This is a genomic window from Paraperlucidibaca wandonensis, assembly GCF_042677145.1.
Classification (GTDB): Bacteria; Pseudomonadota; Gammaproteobacteria; order Pseudomonadales; family Moraxellaceae; genus Perlucidibaca; species Perlucidibaca wandonensis.
This window is the reverse complement of sequence record NZ_JBHTIT010000001.1, coordinates 319838-337855: the sequence shown is the minus strand read 5'-3', so window position 1 is coordinate 337855 and position 18018 is coordinate 319838. Positions and strand designations below refer to the sequence as shown.

General features: G+C 52.9%; 14 protein-coding genes. 3 read left to right on the top strand and 11 right to left on the bottom strand.

What is annotated here, in order from left to right; translation table 11 throughout:
* Window positions 1-42 precede the first annotated feature (42 nt).
* Window positions 43-687: a TetR/AcrR family transcriptional regulator gene (locus tag ACFQ0F_RS01535; RefSeq protein ID WP_340676333.1), complete on the top strand. Its 645-nt coding sequence runs from the start codon at window positions 43-45 to the stop codon at window positions 685-687.
* Between the two features lie 7 nt (window positions 688-694).
* Here the strand turns inward: ACFQ0F_RS01535 and ACFQ0F_RS01530 are convergent, their stop codons facing one another.
* Window positions 695-1717, bottom strand: coding sequence for an AraC family transcriptional regulator (locus ACFQ0F_RS01530; protein WP_379068337.1), 1023 nt, complete (start codon window positions 1715-1717; stop codon window positions 695-697).
* 127 nt (window positions 1718-1844) lie between these two features.
* Here ACFQ0F_RS01530 and ACFQ0F_RS01525 point away from each other — a divergent pair, with 127 nt between their 5' ends.
* Complete coding sequence (locus ACFQ0F_RS01525; protein ID WP_379068334.1) at window positions 1845-2741, top strand: fatty acid desaturase family protein; 897 nt, start codon at window positions 1845-1847, stop codon at window positions 2739-2741.
* Window positions 2742-2765: 24 nt separating this feature from the next.
* Here the strand turns inward: ACFQ0F_RS01525 and ACFQ0F_RS01520 are convergent, their stop codons facing one another.
* Complete coding sequence (locus ACFQ0F_RS01520) at window positions 2766-3545, bottom strand: hypothetical protein (RefSeq protein WP_379068331.1); 780 nt, start codon at window positions 3543-3545, stop codon at window positions 2766-2768.
* A gap of 41 nt (window positions 3546-3586) precedes the next feature.
* On the bottom strand, window positions 3587-4540 hold the full coding sequence (locus ACFQ0F_RS01515; protein ID WP_340676329.1) for a sterol desaturase family protein: 954 nt from the start codon (window positions 4538-4540) through the stop codon (window positions 3587-3589).
* A 98-nt stretch (window positions 4541-4638) separates the two neighbouring features.
* Here ACFQ0F_RS01515 and ACFQ0F_RS01510 point away from each other — a divergent pair, with 98 nt between their 5' ends.
* On the top strand, window positions 4639-5634 hold the full coding sequence (locus ACFQ0F_RS01510; protein WP_379068328.1) for an AraC family transcriptional regulator: 996 nt from the start codon (window positions 4639-4641) through the stop codon (window positions 5632-5634).
* A gap of 11 nt (window positions 5635-5645) precedes the next feature.
* Here ACFQ0F_RS01510 and ACFQ0F_RS01505 read toward each other — a convergent pair whose 3' ends face one another.
* The 8 genes from ACFQ0F_RS01505 to nirB form a co-directional block, all read right to left on the bottom strand.
* The gene (locus ACFQ0F_RS01505; RefSeq protein WP_379068325.1) at window positions 5646-7829 is read right to left on the bottom strand and encodes an OsmC domain/YcaO domain-containing protein; all 2184 of its coding nucleotides are present in this window, start codon (window positions 7827-7829) and stop codon (window positions 5646-5648) included.
* Between the two features lie 98 nt (window positions 7830-7927).
* Window positions 7928-8887 (bottom strand): beta-ketoacyl-ACP synthase III, encoded by a 960-nt coding sequence (locus tag ACFQ0F_RS01500; protein WP_340676326.1) that lies wholly within the window; start codon window positions 8885-8887, stop codon window positions 7928-7930.
* A gap of 134 nt (window positions 8888-9021) precedes the next feature.
* The gene (locus ACFQ0F_RS01495; protein ID WP_379068322.1) at window positions 9022-9939 is read right to left on the bottom strand and encodes a PhzF family phenazine biosynthesis protein; all 918 of its coding nucleotides are present in this window, start codon (window positions 9937-9939) and stop codon (window positions 9022-9024) included.
* A gap of 82 nt (window positions 9940-10021) precedes the next feature.
* Window positions 10022-11233 carry an alginate export family protein gene (locus ACFQ0F_RS01490; protein ID WP_379068319.1) on the bottom strand — a complete coding sequence of 404 codons (1212 nt, stop codon included), beginning with the start codon at window positions 11231-11233 and terminating at the stop codon, window positions 10022-10024.
* Complete coding sequence (locus tag ACFQ0F_RS01485) at window positions 11230-13899, bottom strand: nitrate reductase (RefSeq protein WP_379068316.1); 2670 nt, start codon at window positions 13897-13899, stop codon at window positions 11230-11232. Before ACFQ0F_RS01485 ends, ACFQ0F_RS01490 begins: the two co-directional genes overlap by 4 nt.
* The gene (locus ACFQ0F_RS01480; protein ID WP_379068313.1) at window positions 13899-15113 is read right to left on the bottom strand and encodes an NAD(P)/FAD-dependent oxidoreductase; all 1215 of its coding nucleotides are present in this window, start codon (window positions 15111-15113) and stop codon (window positions 13899-13901) included. The genes ACFQ0F_RS01485 and ACFQ0F_RS01480 overlap by 1 nt, the downstream gene beginning before the upstream one ends.
* A 2-nt stretch (window positions 15114-15115) precedes the next feature.
* Complete coding sequence (gene nirD, locus ACFQ0F_RS01475) at window positions 15116-15475, bottom strand: nitrite reductase small subunit NirD (RefSeq protein WP_340676321.1); 360 nt, start codon at window positions 15473-15475, stop codon at window positions 15116-15118.
* A complete protein-coding gene (nirB, locus tag ACFQ0F_RS01470; RefSeq protein ID WP_379068309.1) occupies window positions 15472-18018 on the bottom strand; it encodes a nitrite reductase large subunit NirB in 2547 nt (848 codons plus the stop codon). Before nirB ends, nirD begins: the two co-directional genes overlap by 4 nt.

The following is an 18018-nucleotide window of genomic DNA, read 5'->3' as shown; positions in this document are numbered from 1 at the left end:
GTATAGTAATAAAACCTATTAAATAGACTGTCAAGTAAACTCATGAGCAAAGATCAGCCAGCGATTGCTAAGCGCGGTCGCCCACGCGACCCAAAACGCTTGCAAAAAATCTTCGAGGCTGCCTCACAGCAGTTCCTCGAGCATGGTTATGATCGCGTCAGTATGGATGCGGTGGCGAGCGCTGCCGGCGTCTCGAAAATGACGCTGTATAACAACTTTGCTAGTAAAGATGCGCTGTTTGAGGCCTGCGTGGCCTATCGCACTACAGGTATATTTGCCGGCTTTAGCGATGACATGCTCGATCCGAAGCGTCCAACCGAAGCACTTACCCTCATTGCCCAGCAGTTCATCTCACTCATGCGCGCCGATGATGTCATCCGCATCCACCGTGTCATGTTTGGTCTAGCGACAACGCATCCCGATATTTGCGCGCGCTTCTACAGCGCCGGCCCCGAACATGTGAACCTGTATGTACAGGACTATTTGAAGGCCGCCGTGGCTGCCGGAAGTTTGGCCATTAGCCATATATCGCAAGCAGCCGATCAGTTTTTAGCGCTGAATTTGGGCCGCTCGCACCTAAAGGCCACCATGGGCTTAGGCAAGCCTAGCGCCGAGGCCGATGCGCTATTAGTTCACGAAAATGTAGCGATGTTTATCGCGCGCTATGGCAAGCAAAATCTTTCGTAGGTGTTGGCTAAACAGCTACCCTTTTTGACTCACGATATTCGCTTGGCGAGCAGCTCAGCCAACGACGAAAAGCACGCACGAACCCACCCGAGTCCATAAAGCCCAAATGCGCTGCCAACTCATCCATTTTCATCGATGAGTTCTCCAGCAGCTGCATGGCAATCTGCTTACGCTCTTCATCAACAATATCTCGAAAGCTTGCGCCCTCTTGCTCTAGCTTGCGCCTTAGTGTTCGTGGCGACATGGCGAGCGCTACCGCCATGTCATCCAGCGAGCTACTCAAACCTAAGTCACCTAATAATTTTTGTCGCACTCGCCCCGACACGCCAGAAACGCTTATTCGCTGCATACGCAAACGGCATTGCTCTTCTAGCAATAGCACTAAGCCGGCATCGTAATTAGCAAATGGCAAATCTGCCTCTGCTCGACTCACCGTAATGCTATTTTTCTGTGCAAAAAAAACAGGCTTGATGCCACAGAGCTTCTCGATGAGCGTGGCATCAATGCTGGGCTGCCCAGCAAATTGCAGCTTTTTTATGCCAAAGCCCGATAGCGACAGTTCTTTAATTAAGTTGATGGCGGTAGCCATGTCGCGCTCTAGCAAAAACTGCCGAAGGTGTGGCGATATAACACTCGGATCAAGGCTGACACCACATTCATCGTCGTCATCGATCAAGGCGATTTTGCAATAGACCGTGCTTAACGGCAGATATCGCATGCCGATTAGCACCGCATCGCGCAAGGTTTTGCTCGTGCGCAAGGCAAAGCCCCAAGCCCCAAAAGTAGCCAAGCTATATTGCAAACCAAGCTCAAAACCCATGGCAAGACCATCGGGCATAGCTAGCATCATATTTTCAATAAGCCGCATTTCTTGCGCGCGGCTAACCATGCCTTCAGCGCTAGATAGCGCCTCTTCGGATATACCGGTGCCGAGTAAACAGCTAGCCCTATCCATGCCCCGATGCAGGGCAAAGTTGATCATGACCTGGCTCACAGCAGCGGGGTGCAGCTGTTCTTCATGCGTGGACATAGATGGTGGAGCCCTTTTTCCGTTACTGAATGTGGCCGCAGATTCACTACAGATGGCCACACCGGCCGTAGTGATGCTTGCTATGAAGCCCTATGGTTCTAAGTTAGCACTAAGAGGAATACTAACGATGGAAATTGACCGCGCCGTATTGAACAAGCAAGCCATTGCCAGCGCCAAGCACTATATGGGCAAAATGGCCTGGCCGACAATCGCGCTCACCGTCAGTGTCGTGACTGCTTTTATTTTATGTTTGGCATTATTTGCTAGCGGCGCGCTTTCGCCATGGCTGGCGTTTATCGCCTGTGCGGCACTGACATATATGTCATATACCCCGCTGCATGAGGCGGCTCACGGCAATATCCATGGTCAAAACGATAAGTACAAATGGGTTAATGATCTCTGCGGCTACTTAGTCGCGCCCATCATTGCCATTCCTTATGCCTCTCACCGTATTGAGCACTTTACTCATCACCGCTATACCAACCAAGCCGACAAAGACCCCGACTTCATTGTCAGCGGCATGGGTAAGGGCGCCGTGTCTTTCATCACCACGATTTTTAAGTTTCTGTGGACGCAAAATAGCTTTTTCGTCAAACACGGCTGGGCTGCTGCATCGCTAAAAGAGCGGAGCATTTACTGCCTAGAAGTCGCTGCATCATTAGGCTGGCGAATTGCTTTTCTCACCTTTGTCGATCAGCCAGGCACCTTCGCTGTAATACTTTTAGGCTATATTTCTGGTGGAATTTTTACTGCGTATTGGTTCGCCTATCGGCCACATTTTCCCTACGACCAAACACAGCGTTATCGCACCACGAGCAGCTTAATCATGCCGGCATGGATGAAGCCTGTTGAGTGGTTTTGGTTTGGGCAAAACCTACACTCCATCCATCACCTTTTCCCACGCGTGCCGTTTTACCAATATCACGCCTTGCATCGTGATATTGAGCCGATATTGCGGGCTCACGACACACCAATTATTGGCATTTTTAGCCGCTTACCGGTGTCGCCAAGCACGCCGCAATAAGCTGCTTGGCAACAGGCACATGGCTTAGCCGTATTTTTGCTCATGGCGCAGCAATACTTTCTCTACTTTCGCCAAGGCAGTTTGAATTCTCGAAGGGATGGATCGCCCTTGCAGAGCGTCGGGTAGTAGTACGGCCGAATGCGCGGCGCACAGCTGCTCGGCATCCTGCCATTGCGCCGCCAGTTGCACAGCCCACGCCCTAAACTCCTGCGCCGCTAAAGGCCGCTTTTGCAAAGCACTTGCCAAGGTCAAATGGAAAGTCACTTCAGGCTTTTTAAGCTTTCCTAACAAGCCCGGCAGCTGCAAATACATTAGCGTGTCATCGGCATGAATAATGCGCGATGGCTTGTGATAGGCCAACACAGATGAAAAGTGAATGTGCTCATTGTGCGAAATAAAGTCGACACCAGCGGGCACGGAAAACTCAAACTCATCGGCAAATAAGCCTGCAAATGCGTCGGAATCAGTCAGTTCAGGCTGCCATGGCAACTCAGGAAATTTTTCTAAATGACGCTGAGTGCCATAGAGCTTTGCCTTTGGATATTGTTGGTGAGCATTGCGCACGTGAACGGTATGAAAAGGATGCAGGTTGATGATGGCCTCAATATCTTGGCCGTCACGGGTCAACGCATCGACTGTAGATTTCAGCTCACCTTGCAAAGTGTAAGCATCGAGCAAGATGAACTTGCCAGTCTTTTGCTTAACCAAGGATGCATGGGTGCCGATATTTAAAATGCCCGCGACTTTAAATACGCCACGAATACTCCAAAAGTGCTCTGACAGCGCGATGATTTCTTCTTTCATGGTTTAAATGCTCGTGAAAAATAGAGGGCAATTAAAGCACTTTATTCTTTAGGCTTGATAGCGATCGAATGCGGTGTCACCGACCAAGTGCGTATTGGCGTATGGCCTTCGCGCTCCCAATCTGGCGGCATAATTAAATGCTTCACGCGCTGCGCCACTGGTCCCGGCGCCATGACATCACGCATCATGTCGACAGCTTCGTGCAGGTTAAGCACCACGGGGTTATACGAATTGATTTGCTGCGTAATACCGAACTCAGCCTTCGCTACCTCGGGCTCAAAAGTGCCAAATAAGCGATCGAAAATAATCAGTGTGCCGCCGTAGTTTTTATCGATGTACTCAGGGTTGCGGCCATGGTGAACGCGGTGATGCGATGGCGTATTGAAGATGGCCTCAAACCATGCCGGCAACTTGCCAATAGTCTCGGTGTGAATGAAGTATTGGTAGGCCAAGTTCACCGCCAAGCAGAACATGACAACGACTGGTGGCACACCTAACAGGCAGAGCGGAATGTAGAAAATCCAAATGCCGACAAAGGCATTAAGCAGGCTTTGGCGCATGGCCGTGGTGAAGTTCATCACCTGCCCGCTGTGATGCGGCACATGTGCAGTCCAGAACCAACGCACGCGATGCGAACTGCGGTGATAGATATAAAAGCACAGTTCCACGGCGACATAGATTGGCACAACAGTCCAAGCATTCACTGGAATATCCATCAAGCGATAACCATAGGCCCAGGAAAACACAGCGGCGGTAAACAACACCCACACAAGGGCTTCAAACAGCTGATACGACGCCCCTAAAGACAGGTTGGCGAAGATCTCTTTGAGCTTAAAGCTAGCAGTGTTTTTACGGCGCTTTTGCACGGCAAACTCAATAACAAAGGCCAGTAGAAACAATGGCGTCATGCCAATCAAAAACACTTGCTTCCAATCAATGTTGTCGCCAAAAAACGTTTGCAGCCAAGGCATAAAAAATGATGTTACGGCGTCCATGGTCTTTCCTCTTTTTAGTTTTTCTACACGACACATGGTAGAGATGAGCTGACCAGCGCTCTTGACCAATATCACCAATTTTATGCATTATCTGCCAGATGAAAAACTCATCGTCAGCGGCATCAATAGACCCTAGCGCCTTAGATTTGCTCAGCAGCTTTCTTGATCAGGAAGACCTGCAAGCGGTTGATCTGCGCACACAGTTACGCGAATTACGTACTAGTTCGCGAGTGGCTATTGAGACCTGGTGGCAGCTGCTGGAGGCGATACATGCACTCTGCCCTCGCGATGATTTAGGCTTGAAAATTGGCCAATGTCTGCAGCCACATCACGCCGGCGTGCTCGGGTACTTGGGCATTTACAGCACCACGCTAGGCCAAGCTCTGATGCGCTTCCATCGGTTTCAGCCTCTACTACACAACCTCGTACCCACAGTATTTCGCGCCGAAGCTGGCGTTGTGATCGTAGGTTGGAGCATAGAACGGCGCTCCACACAGCTCTCGGATGATGTTTTTTTCTCTGGCTTAATGCGCTTTATTTCGCTGCTCACTGGCCGCAATGACATCAAACCTATCTTGATGAAATCGCCAAATAGCCCGCCAGCTCATCGCGCCTTATACGAGCGATTTTATGGCTGCCCGGTAGAGTTTCTCGCCAGCGTCAGTGAGCTGCATTTCCCCGCGCACTTCATGACATTGGCGGTGAACACACAGGATCCTTACCTTTCAGGCCTGCTAGAACGGCAAGCCGAAGCCATGCTGCAAGCATTACCTAAGCTCGACCCTCTGCTGTCTGATGTGCAGCAAGCGATATTGGGCATTATGCAAGATGGCGCGCCAACGATGGCGCAAGTCGCGATGCGCATTGGCCTCGCTGAGCGCAGCCTCTACCGTGCCTTGGAAACACGAGGTATGGGCTTTAAAACGCTGGTTAATTCACTACGCTTTGAGCTAGCAAAAGACTATTTATGCGATAGCGATTTGTCGCTGCCGGAAATTAGCCTGCTCTTGGGCTTTGCCGATCAAAGTGTGTTTACGCGAGCCTTTCGCCAGTGGAGCGGCACAACACCGCTGAAATGGCGAAAAGCTAACTAGGCAGGACAGCTTCAGCTGTTTCTCGCCGCACGAGCAGCATGCAGCTTCTTATAGCTTTCGATCAGGCGCAGATGCTTATCCAAACCCTCGAGCTGCATATTGGTAGGCGTCAAACCATAGAAGCGCGTCGTGCCTTCCACTGAGCCGACCACAGCCTCCATAACTTGCTCGCCAAACATGCGTTTGAAATTAAACAAGTAGTCGTCTAGCTCGTAAGTATCATCAAGAAGGACTTCGAGCACCGCTCTCACGGCCTGATAAAACAGCCCGCGCTCAACGGTGTTGTCATTGAACTGTAGAAAGGATTCGACCCGCTCTAGGGCTTGCTCATGCTCTTGTAAGGCTAGGTTTATCAGTAGTTTAAGCTCAAGCATGGTGAGCTGACCCCACACCGTATTTTCATCAAACTCAATGCCAATTAGGGTGATGATGTCGGTCTGCTCATCGACCTGGCTATCTTCCAAGCGCTCGCCCAAACTCGCTAATTGCTCATCGTTTAGCGTATGCAAATTGAGAATATCTTCGCGGAAATCTAAGGCCTTATTGGTGTTATCCCAAATCAAATCTTCGACTGGATACACCTCGGAATAACCCGGCACCAAAATGCGGCAAGCCGGCGCGCCCAAGTCATTGCGCACGGCAACGTAAACTTCTTTGCCCATAGCGCTAAGGATGCCAAACAGACGCGCGGCCTCCTCCTCGGTGGTGCCGGAGAAGTCCCATTCGCAGAAATCGTAATCGGCACTGCTACTAAAGAAGCGCCACGACACCACGCCAGTCGAGTCAACAAAGTGCTCAACTGAATTGTTCGGCTCAGTCACGGCCATGCTGTTAAACGTCGGCAGCGGCACATCGTTTAGGCCTTCAAAGCTGCGGCCCTGCAATAGCTCGGTGAGGCTGCGCTCCAGTGCTACTTCGAAACTAGGGTGAGCGCCAAAAGAAGCAAAGACACCGCCAGTTCTGGGGTTCATCAGCGTCACGCACATCACTGGAAATTCACCGCCCATCGAGGCATCTTTGACCAACACAGGGAAGCCCTGCGCCTCAAGCGCATCAATGCCTTGGAGAATATTCGGATACTTTTCTAGCACCTGCCGTGGTACATCTGGCAGCGTGATTTCGCTATTGATAATCTCTTTCTTGACCGCTCGCTCGAAGATTTCCGATAGGCACTGCACTTGCGCCTCGACCAGGGTGTTGCCCGCGCTCATGCCATTGCTGAGAAAAAGGTTTTCGATCAAATTGGACGGGAAATACACGACCTCCGCATCGGACTGACGCACAAATGGCAGCGCCACAATGCCGCGCTCGCGATTGCCCGAATTGGTGTCGATAAGATGAGAACCGCGAAGCTCATCATCGGGGTTATACAGCGCTAAGCAATGCGCATCGAGAATGCCCTCAGGCAACTTATCGCTGGGGCCTGGCTTAAACCACTTCTCATTCGGGTAATGCACAAATTCGCTATTGGCGATGTCTTCGCCAAAAAACTGGTCGTTGTAGAAGAAATTGCTATTGAGGCGCTCGATAAACTCGCCTAACGCTGAGCACAATGCACTCTCTTTGGTGGAGCCTTTGCCATTGGTGAAACACAAGGGTGAAGCCGCATCGCGCAGATGCAAAGACCACACATGCGGCACGATATTTCGCCATGAGGCGATCTCGATTTTCATGCCTAAGTCTTGCAAGATAGCCGTCATATTGGCGATGGTCTGCTCCAATGGCAGATCTTTACCTTCGATGAATGTTTGGCTACCGTCCGCCGGCAGCGTCATCAAAAGCGCCTGAGCATCTGCACCAAGGCTCTCTACCGCCTCAATCTCAAAAGTTGGCCCAGTCTGCACAACTTTCTTCACTGTGCAGCGATCTATCGAGCGTAAAATGCCCTCTCGATCTTTGTCAGAAATGCTTTCTGGTAGCTCAACCTGAATTTTGAAGATCTGCTTATAGCGGTTTTCAGGATCAACAATATTGTTCTGGGATAAACGAATATTTTCAGTGGGGATGTCGCGCGCCAAGCAATAGACCCGAACAAAATACGCCGCGCACAGTGCCGATGACGCTAGGAAATAATCGAATGGGCCGGGGGCCGAGCCATCGCCTTTGTAGCGAATGGGTTGGTCAGCAATGACCGAGAAATCGTCAAACTTAGCTTCAACTCTAAGATTGTCGAGAAAATTGACATTAATTTCCATTACAAAGGCACCTGCATTACGGGGTCTGGCGCGCGACGGCCACTAGTCGCGGCCATTATCCCGATTTTGCAGGCGCCCGTCCTGATTGCGGGCTCGCGTTATAAGCGAAAGAGCACCGATCCCCAGGTCATGCCGCCGCCGACGCCTTCGATGAGCACCAATTGGCCAGGCTTAATACGCTGATCGCGCACCGCAGCATCGAGCGCTAGCGGCACAGACGCCGCCGAGGTATTGCCATGATTCGCCACCGTGGTGATGACGCGCTCGCGTGGCAAGCCAAGTTTGTCGGTCGTGCTATTGATGATGCGCATATTGGCCTGATGCGGGACTAGCCAATCAAGATCATCCACGCCAAAGCCGTTGTGCTCTAAGGCCTCCATCGCGCACTCATGCAGCACACGCGTGGCTAGGCGAAACACCGCGGCACCATCCATTTGCAAATACGGGTTGTCGGCTATTTTGCCAGCTGACACACCACCATCGACTTGCAGGATATGCCCCATGCTGCCATCGGAATGCAGATGGCTAGACAAAATGCCCGGCGTTTCTGATGCCTTTAACACCACTGCACCCGCGCCATCGCCAAATAGCACGCAGGTGCGGCGATCGCTCCAGTCTAATAGCCGTGAAAAAATCTCAGCGCCCACAACTAATGCGCAGCGATGCTGCCCAGAGGCGATGAATTTATCAGCAACGGCTAGCGCATAAACAAAGCCGGTGCACACCGCCTGCACATCAAATGCAGCGCCCTGCTTCACGCCTAAACGCGCTTGTAGCAGACACGCCGTGCTAGGAAAGACTTTATCTGGCGTGGTGGTGGCAACAATGATGAGGTCAATGTCTTCAATTGAAACACCGGCGGAATCCATAGCGGCTCGAGCCGCATGTTCAGCAAGATCAGTGGTTTGCTCGCCTTCAGCGGCAATATGACGCGCCTCAATGCCCGTGCGCGAAACTATCCATTCATCACTAGTTTCAATGCGTGTTTGCAACTCACTATTGGTGACAATACGTTCAGGCAAGTAACTACCAGTTCCGACAATTTTGGAATAAACCATGGTCAATGCTCAGCAACAAAAAATCGTTGGCGGCAGTATACGTGACCAATCAGTCACATGCGCTATTTAGGTCGAAAGTCTATGCTAGACAGGCTAGAGAAATTGCAAAAATACCTGCTTCCAGAAACGCCGAGTTAAGTTGTCAGCATCGGGTAGAACAGCTCACCCTTACCCATCTTAATGACATTACCACCAATGCGGCAGCGCACTTCCCTGCCTGAGCGCTTGTCAAACTCAGCATGCAAAATGCTTTTGCGCGTCGTCATGCTGCCACGATCAATCGAAAATATATGGGTGCCCGGCGCAGTCGCAGTTTGCTCAGCGAGGTAGGCAATAAACTCGGGCATGATGCTACCAATCGGGGGCAAATCATCTCGAGGCTGATCCATATTCAGTAGGCGGCCATGAAATTGAGTTTGGCCTGTAATGCTACCAGGCGAAAATAAGAAGATTTGCGGGGTATAAACTTGGCCTGCTAATTCAGACCAGCGCTCAATATTAGGGCTGGCTGCAATAACATGCTCAGGGCGCGTGAATGGAACGACAAATACTGGTCGATCTACACTTACTACCATCGGCGAATATTTGCTAAATGAAATATGGCGCTCTTCAGTGTTGAGTAAAGCCGCAAGCTGTGCAATTTCAGGCGTATAGCGGTCAATGGTCGGCGCCAGAGTACGTGAGTACTGAATGGCGCCAGGGCCATTTTCTTGTTTATCAATAAAGCTTTCAACAACCTGCTTCTGCTGCGTAAAAGTCAGTGTGCTGTACTTGCCCTTGTCAATTACTAAGCCTTGCTCATAAGCGACGTATGATGCGGCAAGAATCGTGTGTGCACCAAATAAACAGCGGCCTTTGCTATTAAATACACTGACTGGCTCAGCCTCAGAACTAGCGTCAATAAACACCGTTTCGCTCTGTAAAAACTCACTCGCTAAGGCTTGCTTATGCTCATCAGAAAGCGCCTGACCATTGAGCGAAACTACAGGAACCTGCACCCCTTGAAACGGCGAGTCAGCAAATACATCAAGCAGGGAATAAGTAAGAGTCATGACCAACATCCTTTATTATTTTCTAAATTGACACGTTAACTTTCCGCCTCAGCAATAGTTTATACCTAACTATTGCTGCCCTCTAAAACGCCGCCTCTGCCATTAGCCAGATTTTTTGCGTATCTCTCGCGAGTGTATCGGCGCGATAATTTGCGTACTTTGCGGTCAGTGTGTAGCGCTTTAACAAAGTTTTACTGGCCTGCAAGTTCCACTCTTGTCCGTAATTTGCTGAGCCCGTATCGGCTGTGTAGTCATGCCATACCGCCTTCAAAGCCACACCAGAGACCTTGGTGCCAAGATCGATATACCGATCTTTCACACCCGTGGCTGGGGTGTTGAGAAACTTGTCGGTCCAACCTTGAAATGCATGCATTGTGGCAAGCGGTGTTTGTAGCGCAACACCAGCGCCGGCATCGGCACCGAGCAGTTCTTCGCCGACACCAACACGCACACCAGCGGCTCGTAAGCCCAGCACAAGGTGGTGATAATCGGCGCTAAAGGCTACTGGATTATTGTCATAGTCCTGCTGGCGCGCGGCCTCGACACGATAGTCTAGTGCTAAATCACTGTGCTTAAGCTCGCCAGTCAGCGCTACGCCAAGCGTACGCGAAGACAGGGCAGCGGCATCGGCAAAGCTCAGCCAATAGCCATAGGTCGATGCGGTCAGCTCAGGCCGTAGTGCCCAGGTCACCATCGCGACATAATGATCACTGTCTAGCTTGGCCGCTGGCTTACCTTTTTCTGGGCCAAAAATACGCTGGGTATTGTCGATGTAGCTGTAGTCGACCAGCACATTTTTAGAGGGCGTGAATTGGCCACGAATAGCATCAAAGGTTTGCTCATTTTGCCGCCAACCGACGCCACCCACAAAACGCTGGTTGCCCATATTGATGCGCTGGCGCCCCACTGTGACGCTATTGCCACTTTGCTCATAGCGCAAAAAGGCTTGGTTTAAATCAGCGCCATCAGGGTCTGCCACCACGGGAAATGCGGCGTTGCCATTGCGCGTGTCATTGAAGCGATCTGAGCCCAAAGCGGCAACATAGTCGAACTCTAGACCAGCACTCAGCTTATGCCACGCCGCGCTGGTGTAGCTCAAACACGTGCGCAACGTGGTGGCATTAGCATCTTGTGACTGCGCCTGATCATCGACTAGCTCATGACGCAGACGTAGATTTACAGTGGTCTTACCATTGGTAATAGCCTGTACAAAGGCATCGGAATCAGCAGCATAGGTCGGTGCAGCCAATACGCTAGCGCACGCTAAAATGGCATGACATGGGATGTTTTTCATAGCATTACCTCTGGGTTGGGAGACACAACAAACATCTGCTCGGCGAGCAGTTTTTTTAATTCAGGAATACAGGAGCCGCAGTTGGTGCCAGCACGCGTACAAGCGCCCAAAGCCTCAACACTACGATGGCCATCGGTAATTGCATCGAGCAAGCGCTGGCTTCTGACTTGATGGCAGCTACACACCAGCGCACTGGTATCGCTGCCAGTGCTAGGCACGCCGCGCGATAGTTCACGGGCACTGAGTTGGTTCTGGCTGAGGGCATCGAGCAGCCATACTTCATCGATGCGCGGGCGTTCGGGTTGCGCGAGAAACCAAAGCACCGGCTGCTCATTGTCATAGCCAATGATGTGGTGACGCAGGCCGAGCGCATCGTCGAGGCTGGCCCATTTTCTACTGGCAGGATGAGCTTCGGTGCCTTGCCATAACGCCATCAGCTCAGCGGATACAGGCAAGCGAGCGCCCATCAGCGTGTATATCTGCCAAACGCCAATGTCGTGTCGACACCAGTACTGATTTTCAGGCAGTTGCAATGCCACGCGGCTAATCAAAATGCCCTGCCATTGGCTGCGCAGCGGCGTAATCGCTACCGGTGATTGTTTAAAGGCTGGCTGACCCGAGACAGGATCACACAGCGGTGCAACCAAGCTGCCGACACGTGCTTGCGAGGCATTGCTCGCGCTCCAATGAATCGGCATGAATGCATGACCACGGGCTATGCCGGAGTCCGCCATGGCAGGCACGACACACTCGCCAAAACTGTTATGCACGCTGAGTAACTGCTCATGCTCAGCGCCAATTTGCGCGAGATCATCTGGGTGTAGAGCGATAAATGGTTCGGCAATATGGCTGAGCAGGCGCGCACTGCGACCGGTGCGCGTCATGGTGTGCCATTGGTCACGAATACGGCCGCTATTGAGCAGAAATGGCAAATTTGGCGAGCTAGTTTTTGCCGCTTGCGGGTGCGCATCAATAAACTGAGCTCGCCCCGATGCTGTAAAGAAATGGCCATCGCTAAATAAGCGCGCAGTGCCTTCGGGCTTTGCTATCGGCATAGGCCATTGCACGGGCATCAGGGCGTCGTAATCGGCATCTGAGCAGGTCGCCAACGCACCAATATTGAAGTCACGACTGCCGTTATTTTCAAAAGCCGACAGCGCCGCATGCTCACGAAAAATTGCCGCTGAATTGCTGTAGTCAAACGCCTGAGCATGGCCCAAATGCTTCGCCACCTGACTCAACGCCCACCAGTCAGGCTTGGCCTCGCCAGGCAAAGGCAAGAATGCACGCTGACGCGAAATACAACGCTCAGAATTAGTTACCGTGCCATCTTTTTCACCCCAGCCAGCGGCAGGCAAGCGAATATCAGCTAGCCGTAAGGTATCGGTGTCATCCACGCAATCCGATACCACGACGCAATCGCAGGCGATCAAGGCGTCACGCACGCGATTGGCATCTGGCAATGACACCAAGGGATTAGTCGCAATGATCCAGACAAAACGAATTTTGCCGGAGGCCATCGCCTCAAACATATCCACGGCTTTTAAACCCGGGCGCGGTGCGAGGTCGGCGGTCTGCCAAAAGCGTGACACCAGATCTCGGTGCTCAGGCTTTAAAATATCCATATGCGCGGCGAGCTGATTCGCCAAACCGCCAACCTCACGACCGCCCATGGCATTGGGCTGGCCGGTCATGGAAAACGCTCCTGCACCGCTTTTTCCAATCTGCCCAAGCGCTAAGTGGCACTGCAAAATGGCGCTGGCGTTATCGACTCCGGCAGCGGCTTGATTAATGCCTTGTGAAAACACCGTGACGGTTTTCGGCGTGGCACAGACCTGCGCATAAAACGCGTCTAAAGCGACCTCAGATAGACCTGTTGCTGTAGCAGTGACCGCCAGCGATGCGTTGCGCGCTGAACATGCGGCGGCCATCGCGGCGAACCCATCGGTATGAGCAGCAATAAACTCATGGTCAAGATGATCATTGGCAATGGCATAGGCGAGCAGGCCATCGAACAGATAACCATCACTGCCGGGAGTCAGCTGCAAATGACTATCGGCGCTGTCTGCCGTGGCCGTTCGGCGCGGATCAATCACGACAATTTGTAGGCTGGGGCGGGCTTTTTTTGCCGCGATAATGCGCTGATAGACGACCGGATGCGTCCACGCCATATTGGAGCCGACCAAGATGACTAAATCGGCCAGCTCCAAATCTTCATAACAACCAGGCACGCTATCGCTGCCGAAAATTTGCTTATGTGCCGCCACCGCAGTGGACATACAGAGGCGGCTATTGGTGTCGATATTAGCGCTGCCAATAAAGCCTTTCATGAGCTTATTGGCGACGTAATAATCTTCTGTGAGGAGCTGGCCGGAGACATAAAACGCGACCGCATCGGGGCCATAACGCTTTATGGTGTCTTGCATACGGCGAGCAATCTGCTGCGCTGCATGATCCCAGCTGGCACGCAGGCCATCTACTTGCGGATAAAGCAGGCGGCGCTCAAGCCCTACAGTGTCACCTAGCGCACTACCCTTTACACAGAGTCGGCCATTATTGGCGGGATGCGACTCATCGCCGCGCACTGAAACGCCGGCTTCAGAAGTCGTCGCGGTGACACCGCAGCCAACGCCGCAGTAAGGGCAAGTGGTCTTGATATCGGCCATCAGGCGGCACTGCCCGTGAGCATTAGCGCCACTGGATCGGCTACTGGCAGGCCTTGCTCGATGACATCAAAGAAGGCCCCGCCATCATCGACATCGCCAAAAAGTACGGCGGCGATAAGCTGATGGTGTCGAAACCATAGCCGCCGATAATGGCCGCGCTGAGTATCTCGCCACGCAATGCTTTTGCAGTCGGCAAGATCGTGCAGCTCACCAGCCGAAAATAAATCGATACCAGTAACCTTCAGGCGCGTTGGCGAGGCGATACGGCGATAACCGAGGTTACACACGCCGATTAAGGTATCGGCCAAAATTTTCGCTTGCTGATAAATCGGCGCCACCAAGCCAAAGGATTCGCCATCGATCTCGCAGCACTCACCCAAGGCAAAAACATTTTCTGCCGAACTACGCAGCCAAGCATCAACGCAAATAGCACGCGCACAGCGCAGGCCGGCACTAATCGCTAGGCTCATCTCGGGCGTGATGCCCAAAGACATAATCGCCAGCTCACAGGGCAGAATCTGCTCCTGCCCTGCACTCAGCCTCAAACGTAAGCCAGCTAGCTCGCCATCGCCGACAAAAGCCTCGCTGCGCGCGCCAAAATGCAAGGCTATGCCACGCGCATTCAAAGCTTGCGCCAGCAACGCGCCTGCCTCGGCATCGAGCTGGCGATTCATCAGCCACTCGCCGTTATGCACCACGCTCACCTCAAGGCCGCGCTGACGCAATCCCCACGCAGCCTCCAGACCAAGCAAGCCGCCGCCAATAACGACTGCGCGCTGCCCTGCCACCGCCGTCGCAGCAATCGCTTCGGCATCGGCCAAGCTGCGAAAGACATTCACGCCAGCAAGGTCATGGCCTGGAATGCTCAGGCGTGTGGCGCGCGAGCCAGTGGCAAACACCAGCTGCTGCCAAGCTAATACCCGACCTGATGCCAAGCAAACTTCACGCTTCGCGATAGCCACACTCACCACTGGATCGGCAAGATAGAGGGCAATATCGTGTGCGGCGTACCATTCGGCATCATGGGTAATGAGCTGCTCTAAGCTTTTTTCACCAGCTAGCCAAGGCGATAGCGCAATGCGGTTGTAACCGTGCGCATCTTCCTCACCGACAACGGCAATATCTGAACCTGACATGCCGCGCGCCAGCAGCTCATCGAGCAGGCGCGTAGCAGCCATGCCATTACCAATGATGAGTAGCCGGCGCGCAGTCATGATTAGCGCTCGCCTTCGCTGACGAAAACTCGGCCATCACGCACGTTCACGCGCCACACGGGCACGGTTACGCTCATGTCTTCCAAGCAAATGCCGGTGCGTAAACAGAAGTGTTGTTTGTACACCGGCGAAGCCACCACTAGCTTGCCGCCAATGTCGCCAATGATGCCGCGCGCTAGCACATTAGCGCCGCTAAATGGATCGCAGTTACCGAGGGCAAAGTAGCCTTCATCGGTGCTGAAAATGGCGAGCTGTCGACCGAGCACACGCGCCGGCATACCCGTGCCTGTGATGATTTCATCGCTGCCGCAGATTTCGTGCCAATCATCAAAGATGGCGTGGGTTGGCGTTGCCAAGCTCATGACTGTGTCTCCAAAACAGGGATTCTCGCTGCCATCGCATCAGTGGCTTTTTCGCTAAGGCGCGCTGGGCGCTTTTGACCACGCTCACGCACATAGACCAAGGCTTCGTCAGCGCTGTCATCATTTAGGAATGGACGGAAGCGACCCATGGCCACTGGATCTTCAATGGTGCGTTTCCACTCGCAGGCATAGGTGTCGACCACGGCTTGCATATGTGACTCCAGCTCATCAGCCAGACCTAAGGAGTCGTCGATGACCACGGCTTGCAGATAGCTCAGGCCGCCTTCGAGGTTGTCGCGCCAGACCGAGGTACGTTGCAGACGGTCGGCGGTGCGGATGTAGAACATCAAGAAGCGATCGATATAGCGCACCAAGGTGGCGTCATCGAGATCGCTGGCAAACAACTCCGCATGACGAGGACGCATGCCACCATTGCCGCAAAGGTATAAGTTCCAGCCTTTTTCAGTGGCAATGACACCAACGTCTTTGCTTTGCGCTTCGGCGCACTCACGTGTGCAGCCCGACACCGCCATTTTCAATTTGTGCGGTGAACGCAGGCCGCGATAGCGCTCTTCGAGGAAGATCGCCATGGCCACTGAATCCTGCACGCCATAGCGACACCAAGTAGAGCCGACACAGGATTTCACCGTGCGCAGCGACTTACCGTAGGCATGGCCAGATTCGAATCCCTCGTCAACGAGGTCACGCCAAATCAGCGGCAGCTGCTCCACGCGAGCACCAAATAAATCGATGCGTTGGCCGCCAGTAATCTTGGTGTAGAGGTCGTATTTTTTCGCCACCTCACCGATAACAATGAGTTTCTCTGGCGTAATTTCACCACCGGGGATGCGCGGCACCACCGAGTAGCTGCCGTCTTTTTGCAAGTTGGCGAGGAAGTTATCGTTGGTGTCTTGCAAGCCCACATGCGGCTTGTCGAGCACAAAGTCATTCCAGCACGAGGCGAAAATCGAGGCCGCCGCTGGCTTGCAAATCTCACAGCCATGACCACGGCCGTGATCTTTAATCAGGGCATCAAACTGGCGAATGCCATTGATGCGTACCAGGTGATAAAGCTCCTGGCGGCTATAGGCAAAATGCTCGCAAAGATGGTTGTTAACGGCCACGCCTTGGCGTTTCAGTTCGGCATCCAAAACTTGTTTGACCAGTGCTGTGCAGCCACCGCAGGTCGCCGAGGCGCGCGTCTCTGACTTGAGACCCGCCATGGTGCAGCAGCCTTGGCTAATAGCAGAGCAGAGGTCACCTTTACTGACGTTATTGCAGGAGCAGATTTGTGCACTATCCGGCAAGGCATCAACGCCGAGCGCCGGCTTACCATCGCCTGCCGGCAAAATCATCGACAGTGGCGAGCTAGGCAAGGCCATGTCATTGAGATGATATTGCAGCAGTGTGCCGTAATCGCTGGTGTCGCCAACCAATACGGCCCCCAAAAGGCGGTCACCTGCGGCATTCAATACCAGCTTTTTATAGGTGCCAGCGACGCTATCGTCGATTTGACAGATACGCGCGCCGACGGTGCGCGCTTGCGCATCGCCAATAGAGCCAACTTCAACGCCAAGCAATTTAAGCTTGGTGCTCATGTCTGCACCTTGAAACTTGGCCTTCTCATCCTTGGCCAAATGCGCTGCGAGTTGACGCGCCATGTCATAGCCAGGAGCAACTAAGCCGTAAATGCGGCCTGACCAAAGTGCCACTTCACCAATGGCAAAAATCGCAGGATCAGATGTCGCGCAATAATCATCAATAATGACTCCACCACGCTCACCAACCAGTATCCCAGCGTCACGTGCGAGCTGATCGCGAGGACGAATGCCGGCCGAAAATAGCACCAAGTCGGTTTCTAGCTCGCCATCAGCAAACACCAAGCGGTGGCGCTGCGAATCTCCTGCTTCAATGCGCTGAGTCGCTTTACCGGTATGCACACTGACATCTAGAGCGGCAATTTTTTCACGCAGCAATGTGCCACCTTGAACATCGAGCTGAACCGCCATCAGCTGTGGGGCAAACTCCACCACATGCGTCTCTAAGCCTAAATCCTTAAGCGCTTTGGCGGCTTCTAGGCCAAGCAAGCCACCGCCGATGACAACACCGCTACGACTGCTTTTAGCGGTTGCTGCAATAGCATCGAGATCGTCGATGGTGCGATAGACATGGCAGCCTTCCCGATCATTACCTTCGATCGGTGGCACAAAAGGATATGAGCCAGTTGCCAGCACCAGCGTGTCATAAGGCACTTCGCTACCGGCAGAGCCAACCACAACACAACGCTCGCGATCGATACGCTGCACCGACTCGCCGAGCATGAGACGAATGCCGTGCTCAGCGAAGAAGCCTGGAGTCACTAAACTTAAGTCTTCTGCGCTGGCGCCAGAGAAATAACTGCTGAGCTGGACACGGTCATAGGCCACTCGCGCTTCTTCCGAAAACACCGTGATCTCTAGCGCTAGCTCACGCGCCATGATCTCTTCTAAGAAGCGCTGTCCAACCATGCCATTACCAATGACGACTAAACGTGTGGGTTTCAT

Excerpts from the sequence above, each read along its gene's own strand:
- ACFQ0F_RS01535 (WP_340676333.1), top strand. The coding sequence starts at position 43 with ATGAGCAAAGATCAGCCAGCGATTGCTAAGCGCGGTCGCCCACGCGAC.
- ACFQ0F_RS01530 (WP_379068337.1), bottom strand. The coding sequence starts at position 1,717 with ATGTCCACGCATGAAGAACAGCTGCACCCCGCTGCTGTGAGCCAGGTC.
- ACFQ0F_RS01525 (WP_379068334.1), top strand. The coding sequence starts at position 1,845 with ATGGAAATTGACCGCGCCGTATTGAACAAGCAAGCCATTGCCAGCGCC.
- ACFQ0F_RS01520 (WP_379068331.1), bottom strand. The coding sequence starts at position 3,545 with ATGAAAGAAGAAATCATCGCGCTGTCAGAGCACTTTTGGAGTATTCGT.
- ACFQ0F_RS01515 (WP_340676329.1), bottom strand. The coding sequence starts at position 4,540 with ATGGACGCCGTAACATCATTTTTTATGCCTTGGCTGCAAACGTTTTTT.
- ACFQ0F_RS01510 (WP_379068328.1), top strand. The coding sequence starts at position 4,639 with ATGAAAAACTCATCGTCAGCGGCATCAATAGACCCTAGCGCCTTAGAT.
- ACFQ0F_RS01505 (WP_379068325.1), bottom strand. The coding sequence starts at position 7,829 with ATGGAAATTAATGTCAATTTTCTCGACAATCTTAGAGTTGAAGCTAAG.
- ACFQ0F_RS01500 (WP_340676326.1), bottom strand. The coding sequence starts at position 8,887 with ATGGTTTATTCCAAAATTGTCGGAACTGGTAGTTACTTGCCTGAACGT.
- ACFQ0F_RS01495 (WP_379068322.1), bottom strand. The coding sequence starts at position 9,939 with ATGACTCTTACTTATTCCCTGCTTGATGTATTTGCTGACTCGCCGTTT.
- ACFQ0F_RS01490 (WP_379068319.1), bottom strand. The coding sequence starts at position 11,233 with ATGAAAAACATCCCATGTCATGCCATTTTAGCGTGCGCTAGCGTATTG.
- ACFQ0F_RS01485 (WP_379068316.1), bottom strand. The coding sequence starts at position 13,899 with ATGGCCGATATCAAGACCACTTGCCCTTACTGCGGCGTTGGCTGCGGT.
- ACFQ0F_RS01480 (WP_379068313.1), bottom strand. The coding sequence starts at position 15,113 with ATGACTGCGCGCCGGCTACTCATCATTGGTAATGGCATGGCTGCTACG.
- nirD (WP_340676321.1), bottom strand. The coding sequence starts at position 15,475 with ATGAGCTTGGCAACGCCAACCCACGCCATCTTTGATGATTGGCACGAA.
- nirB (WP_379068309.1), bottom strand. The coding sequence starts at position 18,018 with ATGAAACCCACACGTTTAGTCGTCATTGGTAATGGCATGGTTGGACAG.